Raw genomic sequence first — 14786 nt, forward strand, 5'->3', positions numbered from 1 at the left:
CACAATGAAAAAAATATGGACTCTTATCATGGCATTACTGTTGGTACTGGCAGGATGTGCTCAAAGTCAAGAGAACAAAACATCAATTGATGATCAAACAGACAGCGAAGAAATCAGCTTAAAAGTGGCTTCGTTGATACCGCCAATGACTGATATTCTGGAAATCGCTAAAACTCAATTAAAAGAAGACGGAATTAATCTGGAAATTGTTGTGTTAAGTGATAATATCCAGCCTAATAATGCACTCGCGGCAAAAGAAGTAGATGCTAACTTCTTTCAGCATGTTCCATACATGGAAGAATACAATGAAGCAAACGGAACTGATTTAGTTCCAGTACAGCCGATTTACCACGCAATTTATGGTGTTTACTCTAAAAATTACGAAACGATGGATGAGCTTCCAGAAGGAGCGACGATTGCGATTGCGAATGACCCGACAAATATTGGCCGCTCGCTGGCAATTCTCGATCAAGCGGGAGTAATTAAGCTAAAAGAAGGTGTAGGTATCCACGCAACACAAGCAGATATTATGGAAAATCCTAAAAACTATAAATTTGAAGAAGTGGACTTATTGATGCTTGCACGTATGTATGATGATGCGGACGCGGTTATTATGACACCAGCTTATGCTCAGCCGCTCGGCTTAACACCTAAAAGTGACGCACTGCTGACAGAAGGACTTGAGTCAGAATTCGCGATTACATTAGTGGCCCGTTCAGACAACGCCGATTCTGAAGTGATTCAAAAATTAGCTAAAAGTATGACAAGCACTGAAGTGAAAAAGTTTTTAGAAGAAGAATATGGGGAAAATTCAATTCCAGCATTTTAATTAGAAACACGTAAAAAAACATCCACAGGTGTTCACCCTGTGGATGTTTTTTTACTTATTTAAAGTTCTCCGCCCTTACACAAGATTCAAAATTACCTTTATGCGAACCGTCACAAAATGGTTTGTTTTTCGAACGGCCGCAGCGGCATAAAGAGAATGAGCTTTTTGTCTCAATTTTGTTGCCTTCACCGTCCAATAAATCAATATTTTCCCCGCCAGTGATGCGGAGAGAGCCATTATCATTTACTTTGATTGTAATCTTTTCCATTTTCATCAATCCCCCCTAACATTTACCTTATAACTATGATAGTACAGGAGAACAAGCTTTTAAAGCAACGTTAATAGGAATCCTGAGCATAGAATCATAGGTTTTGCAAAAGGAAATGATAAAATAAAAGCGAGACAGGAGGAAATGCGATGTTCATTACCGTTACAGAGACAGCTTTAGCCGAAATCGCTAAAAAATTAAAAATGAAAGAAAATGTACTGCGCCTCCACTATGACACAGAAGGGTGCGGATGTGCAGTAAGCGGGGTACCTACCTTATATCTGGAACAAGCAAGTCACCCGAAAGATCTGCAGGCTGATTGCAATGTAGACATTAAAATATATTACAATCCCCAGCATCAAATATTTCTTGGAGAGAAACTAACAATTGACTTTTCAAAAAAAGCGAATACGTTTCAGCTAAAAACACCCGACGAAATACTTAGTCCGCGAATGAGACTAATCGAGAGCTGACATGTCTATGATATCGATTCATAGGCATTTTTTTTGTCTCTAAAAAAATAGGAACCTATTGTTTTATGCATAGGCTTGTATATTTATAATTCCCTATAAAGGGGAAAATCAAAAAAACACAGTTAAAATAAGGTGAAAAAAAGAAAATAATATTTTTACAAATTACCTATTGTATAAAAATTCATACAGAGTTATAATCATTCAGTAATAAGGGCTTTTTGGGAGTGAGAAAGCAATGAGAGCAGCAATTATTGGGGGAACAGGTTATAGTGCGGTGGAGCTTATCAGGTTATTGCAGCATCATCCCTACGTTGAGCTTGAGACAGTGATTTCTCATTCAACAGCAGGGAGTGAAATGGATTCAATTTATCCTCACCTCACCAATATAATCGATAGACCATTAACCGCTTTAAACATAGATTCGTTGAGTGAAGAGGTTGATGTTATCTTTTTTGCAACACCCTCAGGCGTAAGTAAAGAGATTCTGCCCAAATTTTTGGAGAATGGTTTAACTTGTATCGATCTTTCTGGGGATTTTCGCCTGAAGTCACAAACCGTATATGAAAAATGGTACAAAAAATCAGCTGCTGAACAAAAGCATCTAGATTCTGCCGTTTATGGCTTAAGTGAAATTTATCAGACCGCGATTAAAGAAGCGAAACTGATTGCAAATCCGGGCTGTTATCCAACTGCTACATTATTGGCGCTGATTCCTGTTTTACAGCACAATCTGATTGACTGCGATTCTATTATTGTCGATGCAAAATCAGGCGTGTCTGGTGCAGGCAGGGGACTTTCGTTAGGGTCGCATTACTCTGAAGTCAATGAAAATTTAAAGGCTTACAAACTAGGAAAGCATCAGCATATACCTGAGATTGAACAAATTCTCAATCAACAAAGCGGGAAAACATCCCCGATAACCTTTACGACTCATCTTGTCCCGATGACAAGGGGAATTATGGCTACTATCTACGCAAGCCTGAATACCCCCGTAAAAACGGGCGATATTATTGATCTTTATCAGGATTATTATCAGGATCATCCGTTTATTAGGATTTGTAAGGAAGGCATTATTCCCACAACAAAAGAAGTATATGGCAGCAACTATTGTGACATTGGAGTCCTTGCTGATGAAAGAACGGGAAGACTTACAATCGTTTCTGTCATTGATAACTTAGTGAAGGGTGCCTCAGGGCAGGCGATCCAAAATTTAAACATTATGAATGGCTGGGATGTTCAGACAGGACTTGAGTATATCCCGCTTTACCCATAGGAAGAGAGAGGAAGATGTTCTCAATGCAGATCACTAAGGAAAACAAGCTGACGATTATCCCAGGCGGGGGTGTAACTTCACCAAAAGGATTTAAAGCAGGCGGCGTTCATTGCGGTATTAAGAGAAAAAGATTGGACTTAGGCTATATTGCTTCGAAAGTACCAGCGACAGCCGCTGCTGTATATACAACTAACCTTTTTCAGGCTGCTCCTCTGCTTATTACGCAAGACAGTATCAAAAAAGAGCATAAAGTTCAGGCTCTGATTGTCAATTCTGGCAATGCCAATGCCTGTACGGGAACACAAGGCCTACAGGATGCTGCCGAAATGCAAACTCTTTTTGCCGAAAAGCTCGGGATTCCAGCTTCCTATGTCGCGGTTGCATCAACTGGAGTGATCGGTGTTCCGCTGCAAATAGATAAAATCAAAAGCGGGATTGAACAAATCGACTTACCAGAATACGAGTCCGCAGCTCGCTTTGAGCAATCAATTTTAACGACTGATACGGGTGTGAAAAATGCTTGTGTGCAATTTGAAATAGATGGTCAGGAAGTTACAATCGGGGGCGCTGCCAAAGGTTCAGGCATGATCCATCCAAATATGGCAACCATGCTTGGCTTTATAACAACTGACGCTAAGATCGAACATGAGGATTTGCTGTTTGCCTTAAGAGAAGTTACCAATCAAACCTTTAACATGATTACGGTAGATGGCGATACCAGTACGAATGATATGGTCCTTGTCATGGCAAATGGAGAGGCTAATAACCAAACATTAACAAAGGACCATCCTGAATGGTCAGTGTTTATCAAAGGTCTGAATACGGTATCTGAATCACTTGCCAAACAAATAGCAAGAGATGGCGAAGGTGCCACAAAACTGGTTGAAGTTCAAGTAAAAGGAGCGATTAACGAAACAATTGCAAGGGCTGTCAGCAAATCTATTATTGGCTCTAGTCTTGTCAAAACAGCCGTATACGGGGCAGACCCGAACTGGGGAAGAATCGTTTGCGCCATCGGCTACAGCGGACAAGAACTGAATCCTGACAGCCTTACTGTAAAACTAGGAACCATTACGGTAGTTGAAAAAGGGTTACCAGTACCTTTTCGTGAAGAGGCGGCAAAAGCTTATTTAGAACAGGAACACGTTCAAATTTTTATAGATTTGAATGAAGGATGCGGGACGGCTACTGCATGGGGCTGCGACTTAACTTATGATTATGTAAAAATAAATGCTTCTTACAGAACGTAAGGGAGGCGCCAAAATGAAATACCTGGTCATTAAATGTGGGGGGAGTGTCTTAGATCATCTCCCTAAAAACTTCTATCAAAATATTGTTCAGCTTCAAAAAAACAAAGAATGGCAGCCCATTATTGTTCATGGGGGAGGACCAACAATCTCCACACTCCTTAATCGGCTCGAGATTGAAACAAAATTTGTTGATGGCCTCAGGGTTACCACTGAAGATGTATTAAATATCGTTGAAATGGTATTAAGCGGTTCTGTAAATAAACAGATTGTCCGAAATTTTCAAAAGTCAGGCGGGGCTGCCTTTGGGATGAGCGGAGTCGATGGAGCACTTTTGCTGGTAAAACCTGCTCAAAACAGTGAACAGCTTGGGTTTGTTGGGGAAGTGACAAGCGTTCATACGGCTTTGATTAAACAAATCGCAAACCAAGGACTAATTCCGGTCATCTCGCCCCTTGGAATCGATGAACAAGGACAGCATTACAACATTAATGGTGATATGGCGGCATCGGCGATTGCTAAAGCCATGCAGGCAGAATTGTGTATGATCAGTGATATTCCGGGAATTTATACGGAACAAGAAGGGAAGAAATATCTGCTAAAACAAGTTACCAATCTTGAAGTAGAAGAATTGATTAAAAATGGAATTATATATGGCGGTATGGTACCTAAAGTCAGAGCAGCGATTGATGGACTCACAGCAAATGTACCGGAGGTTGTCATTATAAACGGGAACGAGCCAGATAGCCTCCTTGCTTATACAGAAGGAAGAGAAATTGGAACGAAAATCATATTGGGATAAGGAGAGTCAGTATGTTAGCAAGTTCTAGCCCATCGACCGGGATGTCACCTTTAATGCCCACATACAGCCGTTTTCCGCTTACGATTGTAAAGGGAAAAGGATCCTATGTCTGGGATGATCAGGGAACACAATATTTAGATTATACGTCCGGGATTGCAACCTGTAATTTAGGGCATGTACCGGAACCAGTAAAACTCAAACTGGAAGAACAACTCGAAACCTTATGGCATTGTTCGAACCTCTATCATATTCCGAATCAAGAAAAGCTTGCTAGCTTACTAGTTGAGCACTCATGCGGGGATCAAGTCTTTTTTTGCAATAGCGGAGCTGAAGCAAATGAAGCAGCGATTAAACTTGCACGAAGCTACGCACAAAAAGAATTAGGGAAAGAGCGCTTTGAAATTGTAACATTTAAACAGTCTTTTCACGGGCGCACGCTAGCAACTTTATCAGCAACAGGTCAGGAGAAAATCCAGCAAGGTTTCTCTCCGCTCGTACCAGGATTTCGTTATCTTCCTTTTAACGATTTGGAAGCACTAGAATCACTAGTTTCCGAACATACATGTGCGGTTCTCCTTGAGCTTGTACAGGGAGAAGGAGGAGTGATTCCAGCTGAACCAGAATGGGTCAAACAGTTGGCCCAGCTTTGTGAAGAACACGGTTTATTACTAATGATTGATGAGATTCAAACCGGGATGGGCCGAACCGGCACTTTGTTTGCCTATCAGCAGTTTGGGATTGAACCAGATGTCATCAGTTTAGCCAAGGGATTAGGTTCAGGGTTTCCGATTGGTGCCATTGTTGCCAATCAAAAAGCAGCAAAAGGTTTTCAGCCTGGCAGTCATGGCAGTACATTTGGAGGTAATCCATTAGCCGCAACAGCAGGATTAGCCACCATGGAACAGTTTGTCGCAACGAATCTATTAGATAATGCTAAAGAGCTTGGTGCTTATTTACAGGCAAAGCTCGTGAAAATAAAGAACCTTAGTAATCAAATTGAAGAGGTAAGAGGATTTGGCCTTCTCCAAGGTATTGTAATGAAGCAGAAGGCAAGTAAAGTGGTAGAAGCAGCAAGAAAACAGAATTTACTGCTTTTAACAGCGGGACCAGATGTGGTGAGAATTCTCCCGCCTTTAACGACTACAATAGCAGAAATTGATCAATGTAGTCAGATCCTTGAAACAATTTTCAAGTATTCCTTAGAGGACTAATTTGGAGGGAGCATAATGGCAGAAGGATATTTGATACTTGAAACAGGGGAAACATTCACTGGTACGTTAATCGGCAGTGAAAAAGATAGCATTGGAGAGGTCGTCTTTAACACGAGTATGACAGGGTATCAAGAAATGATCACAGACCCCTCTTATGCCGGTCAAATTTTAACATTTTGTTATCCTCTTATCGGCAATTATGGAATAAATCTTTATGACAATGAGAGTAAGCGTCCATACCTTTCAGGGGTCGTAATTGGAGATGCATGTGAAACACCGAGCCATTATCAGGCGATTAGCAGTCTTTCCGATCAGCTTAAAAAAGCAGGGATTGTCGGTCTTACCGGGATTGATACACGAAATTTAGTTCAATTAATCCGAAAAAAAGGAACAATTAAAGGTTATATTTCAAAGCAAAAGATAGCTGCATGTGAAGTATCGCAAATGGACGCAGGAAGTTTTTGGGTAAAACGAGTTTCAACAAAAGAAGTGGTTACGTATAAAAAGAATGGCCCGCATGTGGTTTTGATGGATTTCGGCTTTAAAAAATCCATTCTCGCAGCTTTATTAGAAGCAAATTGTTCGGTAACCGTAGTTCCTTACCACTTTACCTATGAGCAAATTTGTCATTTGAAGCCGGATGGTGTTCTGCTTAGCAATGGACCTGGGGATCCGATGGAGCTGCAGGATCGATTCCAGGATATTAAGAAAATTACACAACGCTTTCCTGCACTTGGCATCTGTCTGGGACATCAGCTAATTGCCCTTGCTTATGGTGCAAAAACAGGAAAAATGAAGTATGGTCACCGGGGCGGAAATCACGCGGTCAAGGAACTAGAAACAGGTAAGGTCAAAATGACGTCACAAAACCACAGCTATGTGGTCATCGAGGAAAGTCTCAATCCAAAAGTGTTTACCATCACGTACCGTAATGTAAATGATCACACGGTTGAAGGGATCAAGCATGTCCAGTATCCGATTCAGTCAGTACAATTTCATCCTGAGGCACATCCAGGTCCAAGTGATACTGCACATATTTTTGATTCATTTATTCAACAACTACTTGCTTTAGGAGAAGTCAACTATGCCACTACGTAAAAATTTGAAAAAAGTACTTGTGATTGGTTCTGGCCCTATAGTGATAGGCCAGGCAGCAGAATTTGATTATGCAGGAACTCAAGCCTGTTTAGCATTAAAAGAAGAAGGAATTCAAGTTGTACTCGTCAATAATAATCCAGCAACGATTATGACTGATCATACCATTGCTGATAAGGTATATATCGAACCACTCACAGTTCCTTCCCTGGAAGACATCATAAAAAAAGAAATGCCTGACGGGATTATTGGAACATTAGGAGGACAGACAGGGTTAAATCTAACCGTTCAATTATATGAGCAAAAAATTCTGCAAAAGTATGGAGTGGAACTGCTGGGAACTTCAGTTGAATCGATACAAAATGGGGAAGACCGGGAAAAGTTCAGAAATTTAATGATTGAAATTGATGAACCCATTCCAGAGTCAAAAATCGTAACAAGCTTTGATGAAGGCATGAAATTTGCAGAGGAAATCGGCTTTCCCGTTATCATTCGTCCTGCCTATACCCTTGGCGGAGCCGGCGGCGGTTTTGCTTATTCGCAGGAGGAATTAGAGGTCATCTTGAAAAAAGGGTTAAATGCCAGCCCGATTCATCAAGTATTAGTTGAAAAGAGTATTAAAGGCTGGAAGGAAATTGAATATGAAGTGATGCGAGATGCAAATGACACCTGTATTATCGTTTGTAATATGGAAAACATGGACCCGGTCGGGGTTCATACGGGTGATTCGATTGTCGTCGCACCGTCACAAACGTTAACAGATGTCCAGCATCAAATGCTCCGAAATGCATCTTTAAAAGTCATTCGGGCTTTACAAATTATTGGGGGCTGCAACATTCAATTCGCCTTAGACCCCAATTCCGATCAATATTATATTATCGAGGTGAATCCGCGCGTCAGCCGGTCATCTGCATTAGCTTCAAAGGCTACGGGCTATCCGATTGCCCGGATTGCAGCTAAATGTGCGATTGGCTACCATCTGGATGAAATTTTAAATCCGATTACTGGCAATACGTTTGCATCCTTTGAACCAGCAATCGATTATATTGTAGTCAAACTGCCGCGATTCCCATTTGATAAATTTTCAGAAGCTGACCGTTCATTAGGTACACAAATGAAAGCGACAGGAGAAGTAATGGCGATTGACCGATCCTTCGAAGGTGCCTTAAACAAAGCGATTCGCTCATTAGAAATTGGAGTTTGCGGATTAAAGATTAATAGTTTAGAAGCTATACCGCACAATCAAATTTATACACTGCTAGAAACGGCGACAGATACACGCCTTTTTGCGATAGCTGAGGCTTTTTGGCGCGGGATGAGTGTAGCTGAAATCTACAATCTAACCCAAATCGACCAGTGGTTCTTAGAAAAGCTTCATAGAATGGTAAAACTCGAGCAACAATTGAGCGAAGTTCCGTGGGATCAGCTTCCTGAGGACCTGTTGAGGCTTGCGAAAAGAATCAATATCAGTGATCAGCGATTAGCACAGATTTTTCATGTACCAGAAAAGACGATCAGGGATAAAAGAAAAGAGCTGTCGTTAAAACCAGGGTTTAAACTGGTCGACACATGTGCCGCAGAGTTTGATGCCGTTACTCCTTACTATTACTCAACCTGGCACGGTAAGGATGAAGTTGAAAAGACTGACCGCAAAAAAATCCTAGTGATTGGTTCCGGTCCGATTCGGATTGGCCAGGGAATTGAATTTGATTATTGCTCTGTTCACGCGACTCTAGCGATTAAGAAAAAAGGCTATGAAGCAATTGTTATTAATAACAATCCTGAAACAGTGAGCACGGATTATTCGATTGCAGACCGCCTCTACTTTGAGCCATTAACAGCAGAAGACGTGTTACACGTCATTGAAAAAGAACAGATAGAAGGCGTTTTAATACAATTTGGCGGGCAAACGGCTATTAATCTAGCTAATTCTTTACAGGAAGAAGGAGTGCCACTGCTTGGGACTTCAGTGGAAGGCATTGACGCATTAGAAGACCGAAAACAGTTTTATCAGTTATTAAGAAAACTGGAAATTCCTCATATTGCCGGACAAACAGCGAATAAGCCAGATGAACTAATAGAGGTGGCAAGCCTTTTAGGCTTTCCAGTTTTAGTCCGTCCTTCCTATGTTATTGGCGGACAATCGATGTTTATTTTTCATAAAGTGGAAGAACTGCTTCACTATACAAATCGGTTGAAAAAACAAAACAATGAAAGAATTTGGCCGCTTTTAGTTGATCAGTATATTCAAGGTCTTGAATGTGAAGTCGATGTAATCAGTGATGGTAAAGAGATCATTATTCCAGGGATTTTCGAGCATATCGAAAAAGCGGGTGTTCACTCAGGAGACAGCACAGCGATCTTCCCGCCTATTACGTTAACTAGTAAGCAAAAAGAAGTGCTGGTAGATTATGCCTCAAGAATTGCTCAAGAAGTCCCAATCAAAGGAATTATGAATATTCAATTTGTGATTGCAGGAAATACCGTTTATGTTTTAGAGGTGAATCCAAGAGCATCAAGAACAGTTCCAATTATCAGCAAGGTAACCGATACCCCGCTAATTGAGTGGGCGACTGCTATTCAGCTGGGGGAAAAGGCTGCAAACCTATCAAAAGAAACGGGTCTATTAGAAGAGCCGCCTTTTTATTCAGTTAAATTTCCTGTTTTTTCAGCTAGTAAGCTAAAGGGAGTAGACCATGCGTTAGGTCCGGAGATGAAGTCTACCGGCGAAGTGTTAGGATTAGGCAAAACTCTAGATGAAGCAATCAAGAAAGCACTATTTTTTGATGGTCATCTTCCGTTACAGGCTCATAAGGAAAAGCCTTATCTTCTATGTTCTATTTCAGATGATTTTAAAGCAGAAGGCGCAGGGATGATCCAAAAGCTTGCTGTTACATGCAATATCATTGGAACGGAAGGCACTGCTGAATTTTTACAAAAACACGGAATTGAAGCAGAAGTAGTCAGTAAAGACAGAATTGTATTGGATGAACTGTTTAAGAAAGGCAGAATAACAGCTGTACTGAACATACCGACAGCTGGAAGAGATGAACGGACTGTAGGGTTTCATATACGTGAGTTGGCAACGCGCTATCAAGTCCCAATTTATACGAGTCTGCAAACTTTTGAAGCAGCGACAGGCGTAAACGAACTAATCGAACATAAAGCTCGCACGATCAGCGAATACCTTTGCTTGAGAGCGGGAGCTGCCATATAAATGGTGAAACACATCAATAATGGAGGAGAAGCGCATGAATAAAGTAAGCAAGTGGCAGGAAACTGAGGAACCGAAGCTTATACAGAAGGACTTTTTAACACTCGCCGACTATAGCAAGGATGATATTATGTCCCTTTTATATGATGCACTTGAATTAAAGAAACAGCAAAAAATGGGGATTTCCCATCCGTATTTAAGTGGAAAAGTGCTTGGTTTAATCTTTGAAAAATCGTCTACTCGTACAAGAGTATCATTTGAAGTCGGGATGCTTCAGTTAGGCGGGCATGCAATTTTCTTAAGCTCAAGGGATATTCAGTTAGGACGCGGTGAGACCGTGTCTGATACAGCCAAAGTATTATCGAGGTATGTAGATGGAATCATGGTTAGAACCTTTGAACATGAAACCGTCGAGGAATTTGCAAAGTATGCCTCCATTCCAGTTATCAATGGATTAACCGATTTGCATCATCCAACTCAAGTCATGGCTGATTTATTAACAATCTTAGAGCATAAAGGAAAGCTTTCAGGTCTAAAGCTTTGTTATATAGGGGATGGCAATAACAACATGGCTCATTCACTCTTAGAGGGGGCAGCTAAAGTCGGTATGCATATAAACATCGCCTCTTCAGAAGGATATAAACCAAATGAGATCATTATCCAAAATGCCAAGAAGGTTGGCTCTAAAACAGGCAGTAAAATCATGATTACTAATAATCCGACTACAGCGATTCAGGATGCAGATGTAGTCGTAACCGATGTATGGACTAGTATGGGGCAAGAGAAAGAAGTACAAAAAAGATTACAGGAATTTAAGGATTATCAAGTAAATCAGGCTTTATGTGAAAATGCGAAGCCAGATTTCATTTTCCTTCACTGTCTGCCAGCCCATCGCGGCGAAGAGGTCACAGCAGAAATTATCGATGGCCCACATTCAGTTGTTTTTGATGAGGCAGAAAATCGTCTCCACGCACAAAAGGCAATCTTAAAGGCACTGCTTGGCAAGAAATCATAAAAAATTTTTTGTTGATAAATGAATAAAAATACAATACAATAAATATTAATTCATATAACAACAAAAATGGGGAGTTAACACATGAGTAAAGAAAAAATTGTATTGGCTTATTCTGGCGGATTAGATACATCTGTTTCAATTAAATGGATTCAAGAAAAATACGGCTACGACGTGATTGCCCTCGGACTTGATGTCGGTGAAGGTAAAGACTTAGAAGCTATTAAAAATAAGGCTCTTCAAGTTGGAGCGATTAAAGCATATATTTTGGATGCAAAAGAATTATTGGCAAAAGATTATATCCTTCCTGCATTGAAAGCAAACGCATTATATGAAGGAAAATATCCTTTATCTTCTGCCCTTTCTCGTCCGCTTATTTCTAAGCTGCTCGTTGAGGTAGCGGAAAAAGAAGGAGCAGTTGCAGTTGCCCACGGCTGTACAGGAAAAGGAAACGATCAAGTTCGTTTTGAAGTTTCGATTCAAGCCTTAAATCCGAATCTAAAGGTGATTGCACCTGTTCGTGAGTGGGGAATGACTAGAGACGAAGAAATTGAATATGCCGAGAAAAATGGGATACCGATTCCGGTTGATTTAGATAATCCTTTCTCAATTGATGCAAATATCTGGGGACGCGCCTGTGAAGCAGGGGTTCTAGAAAACCCATGGAACGAAGCGCCAGAAGAGGCATTCGCCTGGACGAACCCAATCGCATTTACGCCAGATGAAGCAGAATATGTGGAAATTGAGTTTGAACAGGGTGTACCTGTGGCTCTGAATGGTGTGAAAATGGATTTAGTTCCTTTAATAGAAGAGCTTAACCTTTTAGGCGGCAAGCATGGAATAGGAAGAATTGATCATATTGAAAATAGGCTGGTTGGGATTAAATCGCGTGAAGTGTACGAAAATCCAGGTGCTCTGATTTTGATCAATGCCCATAAAGAGCTTGAGTTTTTAACATTACCGCGTGAAGTCACACAATTTAAAACACAAATTGAACAGCAAATGACAAAACTGATTTATGAAGGGCTCTGGTATTCACCGCTTCGCAGTGCATTAGAAGCATTTGTGGATGAAACGCAAAAATGTGTATCCGGAACAATCAAAGTTAAGCTTCATAAAGGTAATCACTTTGCAGTAGCACGTAAATCTGCTAATAGTTTATATAATGAAGAACTTGCAACCTATTCAAAAGGCGATATGTTTGACCACAATGCAGCAGTTGGCTTTATTAAGCTTTGGGGACTTCCAACCAAGGTGTACTCACAAGTAAACCAGCCGGAAAAAGAAGAGTCTGTTGTTGGAGGAAGTACGAATGTCTAAATTGTGGGGAGGACGCTTTACAAAGGAAACGAACAAATTAGTCGAAGAATTTACAGCATCGATTTCCTTTGACCAAAGATTAGCCCTTGAGGATATCGAGGGAAGCCTGGCCCATGTCCAAATGCTCGGAGAATGCAAGATTATTCCGCTCGAGGATGCAGAAAAGATTAAGTTGGGCCTACTTCAGATTAGGGAAAAAATAACATCAGGTGAAATTAAATTTGCGGTTGAACATGAAGATATTCATATGAATATTGAAAAACTGCTGATCGACGAGATTGGTCCTGTCGGAGGAAAACTTCATACTGGAAGAAGCAGAAACGATCAGGTTGCCACGGATATGCACCTGTATTTAAAAGGCAAAACCTTAGAATTAATAGAACATGTAAAAGCGGTTCAGGCCGCTTTGCTGACACAGGCAAAAGACAATATAGAAACACTGATTCCCGGGTATACCCACCTGCAACGGGCTCAACCCGTATCGTTTGCGCATCATTTAATGGCGTATTTCTGGATGTTTGAGCGTGATAAAGACCGGCTGCAGGATAGCCTGAAACGGATCGACTGGTCTCCGCTTGGTGCTGGGGCATTAGCAGGGACGACTTTTCCAATTGACAGACACCGTTCGGCCGAGATATTAGGTTTTAGTACCGTCTATCCAAATAGCATGGATGCCGTGAGTGATCGTGATTTTATCGTCGAATTTTTATCCATTGCCTCATTAATCATGACCCATATTTCAAGACTTTCAGAGGAAATGGTAATTTGGTCGAGCCAAGAATTTCAATTTATTGAACTGGATGATTCCTTCTGTACCGGCTCTAGTATTATGCCGCAAAAGAAAAATCCGGATGTGCCTGAACTATTGCGTGCCAAAACCGGGCGGGTATACGGTAATTTAATCGGCTTGTTAACCGTATTAAAAGGGCTGCCGCTCGCCTACAATAAAGATATGCAAGAAGATAAGGAAGGCATGTTTGACACAGTTGAAACATTAGATGGATCACTCCAGCTGCTCGCACCGATGATTGAAACGATGACGGTAAATAAAAATCAGATGAAACAAGCGGTCAACCAGGACTTTTCAAATGCGACAGACATTGCCGATTACTTAGTCACAAAAGGGATGGCCTTCAGAGATGCCCATGAAGTGATTGGAAAGATGGTGCTGTATGCCATCCAGCATCAGAAGTTTCTGCTGGATTTACAGCTAGCAGAGTTTAAAGAGTTTAGCCCGCTTTTTGAGGAAGATATATATGAAGTTTTAGCACCAGAGCATGTCGTAGCAGTTCGGCAAAGCTATGGGGGCACTTCGCCTGTGCAGGTGAAGAAGCAGATTGAATTGGCTGAAGAGAAATTAGGATAAATAATGATGAAAACCGCTTGGCAGACCCAAGCGGTTTTTTTACTTTTAAACGAACTGTTTCGCGATAATTTCACTGGTTGGATTGACTTGTGCAAAAAAGCGCAATGTCCGGTTATGATGCTGAATTATTTGCTCTGCGGTGAGAGGGTCAGAATTCCAAGTACCATGAGCATCCGAAGCCAATGTCACTTTATAGCCTAGACTATAGGCTCTTCTGCAAGTTGTATCTATACATATTTCAGTTTGTATTCCTGCAAGTATTAACTGATCAATTCCCCGTTTTTTTAATTCGGCATCTAATTCCGTATTAAAAAATGAATCAGGTGTCGTTTTTTGAATAATAGAATCGTTTTGAAGCGGTGCTATCTCGGAATGAATTTCCCATGCATAAGTTCCTGTTTCTAAAGGTTCTCCTTCTGACTCGTTGTGCTGAATATAAAAGATTGGTGTACCATTTGTGCGGGATTCTGAAATCAGTTTTTTCACATTTTCCATTAGGATGTCACCATTATAAACAGGCTCCTCTTCTAGAAACATCCCGTTTTGAACGTCAATGATTAATAGGGCTGTGTTCATAAATTTTTCTCCTCTCACCCAAAACATATGTTCTCATAAATGAGTATAAGGGGATTGGAGCTCTGATGCAAGTAGAATTTTGAAAAGTTAGAAAAATGGC

Annotated in this window: 13 protein-coding genes; 11 read left to right on the forward strand and 2 right to left on the reverse strand. The window is 40.9% G+C overall.

Annotation, left to right across the window (positions count from 1 at the left end; all coding sequences use genetic code 11):
- Positions 1-4: 4 nt before the first annotated feature.
- Positions 5-829: a MetQ/NlpA family ABC transporter substrate-binding protein gene (locus CRO56_RS04610; RefSeq protein WP_097157441.1), complete on the forward strand. Its 825-nt coding sequence runs from the start codon at positions 5-7 to the stop codon at positions 827-829.
- 55 nt (positions 830-884) lie between these two features.
- Here the strand turns inward: CRO56_RS04610 and CRO56_RS04615 are convergent, their stop codons facing one another.
- On the reverse strand, positions 885-1097 hold the full coding sequence (locus tag CRO56_RS04615; RefSeq protein WP_097157947.1) for a CDGSH iron-sulfur domain-containing protein: 213 nt from the start codon (positions 1095-1097) through the stop codon (positions 885-887).
- 149 nt (positions 1098-1246) lie between these two features.
- Between CRO56_RS04615 and CRO56_RS04620 the strand changes: the two genes are divergently transcribed.
- From CRO56_RS04620 to argH, 10 genes are all read left to right on the forward strand, one after another.
- Complete coding sequence (locus CRO56_RS04620) at positions 1247-1570, forward strand: iron-sulfur cluster biosynthesis family protein (protein ID WP_097157442.1); 324 nt, start codon at positions 1247-1249, stop codon at positions 1568-1570.
- A gap of 235 nt (positions 1571-1805) precedes the next feature.
- Positions 1806-2843 carry an N-acetyl-gamma-glutamyl-phosphate reductase gene (gene argC, locus CRO56_RS04625; RefSeq protein ID WP_097157443.1) on the forward strand — a complete coding sequence of 346 codons (1038 nt, stop codon included), beginning with the start codon at positions 1806-1808 and terminating at the stop codon, positions 2841-2843.
- Between the two features lie 23 nt (positions 2844-2866).
- Positions 2867-4093 carry a bifunctional ornithine acetyltransferase/N-acetylglutamate synthase gene (gene argJ / locus CRO56_RS04630; protein WP_097157444.1) on the forward strand — a complete coding sequence of 409 codons (1227 nt, stop codon included), beginning with the start codon at positions 2867-2869 and terminating at the stop codon, positions 4091-4093.
- 13 nt (positions 4094-4106) lie between these two features.
- Positions 4107-4892, forward strand: coding sequence for an acetylglutamate kinase (argB, locus tag CRO56_RS04635; RefSeq protein ID WP_097157445.1), 786 nt, complete (start codon positions 4107-4109; stop codon positions 4890-4892).
- An 11-nt stretch (positions 4893-4903) separates the two neighbouring features.
- Positions 4904-6103 carry an acetylornithine transaminase gene (locus tag CRO56_RS04640; protein ID WP_097157446.1) on the forward strand — a complete coding sequence of 400 codons (1200 nt, stop codon included), beginning with the start codon at positions 4904-4906 and terminating at the stop codon, positions 6101-6103.
- A 15-nt stretch (positions 6104-6118) separates the two neighbouring features.
- Complete coding sequence (locus CRO56_RS04645) at positions 6119-7201, forward strand: carbamoyl phosphate synthase small subunit (protein ID WP_097157447.1); 1083 nt, start codon at positions 6119-6121, stop codon at positions 7199-7201.
- Positions 7188-10415, forward strand: coding sequence for a carbamoyl-phosphate synthase (glutamine-hydrolyzing) large subunit (carB, locus tag CRO56_RS04650; RefSeq protein WP_097157448.1), 3228 nt, complete (start codon positions 7188-7190; stop codon positions 10413-10415). Before CRO56_RS04645 ends, carB begins: the two co-directional genes overlap by 14 nt.
- A gap of 34 nt (positions 10416-10449) precedes the next feature.
- Positions 10450-11427 (forward strand): ornithine carbamoyltransferase, encoded by a 978-nt coding sequence (gene argF / locus CRO56_RS04655; RefSeq protein ID WP_097157449.1) that lies wholly within the window; start codon positions 10450-10452, stop codon positions 11425-11427.
- 81 nt (positions 11428-11508) lie between these two features.
- Positions 11509-12744, forward strand: coding sequence for an argininosuccinate synthase (locus CRO56_RS04660; RefSeq protein ID WP_097157450.1), 1236 nt, complete (start codon positions 11509-11511; stop codon positions 12742-12744).
- Entirely contained in the window at positions 12737-14110 is a 1374-nt protein-coding gene (gene argH, locus CRO56_RS04665; RefSeq protein WP_097157451.1) for an argininosuccinate lyase, read from the forward strand. The genes CRO56_RS04660 and argH overlap by 8 nt, the downstream gene beginning before the upstream one ends.
- Positions 14111-14155: 45 nt before the next feature.
- On the opposite strand, the gene CRO56_RS04670 is transcribed toward argH, so the two are convergent.
- A complete protein-coding gene (locus tag CRO56_RS04670) occupies positions 14156-14686 on the reverse strand; it encodes a cysteine hydrolase family protein (protein WP_097157452.1) in 531 nt (176 codons plus the stop codon).
- Positions 14687-14786: the final 100 nt, after the last annotated feature.

Origin of the sequence: Bacillus oleivorans (assembly GCF_900207585.1) — a bacterium.
In the GTDB taxonomy this organism is placed as follows: domain Bacteria; phylum Bacillota; class Bacilli; order Bacillales; family JC228; genus Bacillus_BF; species Bacillus_BF oleivorans.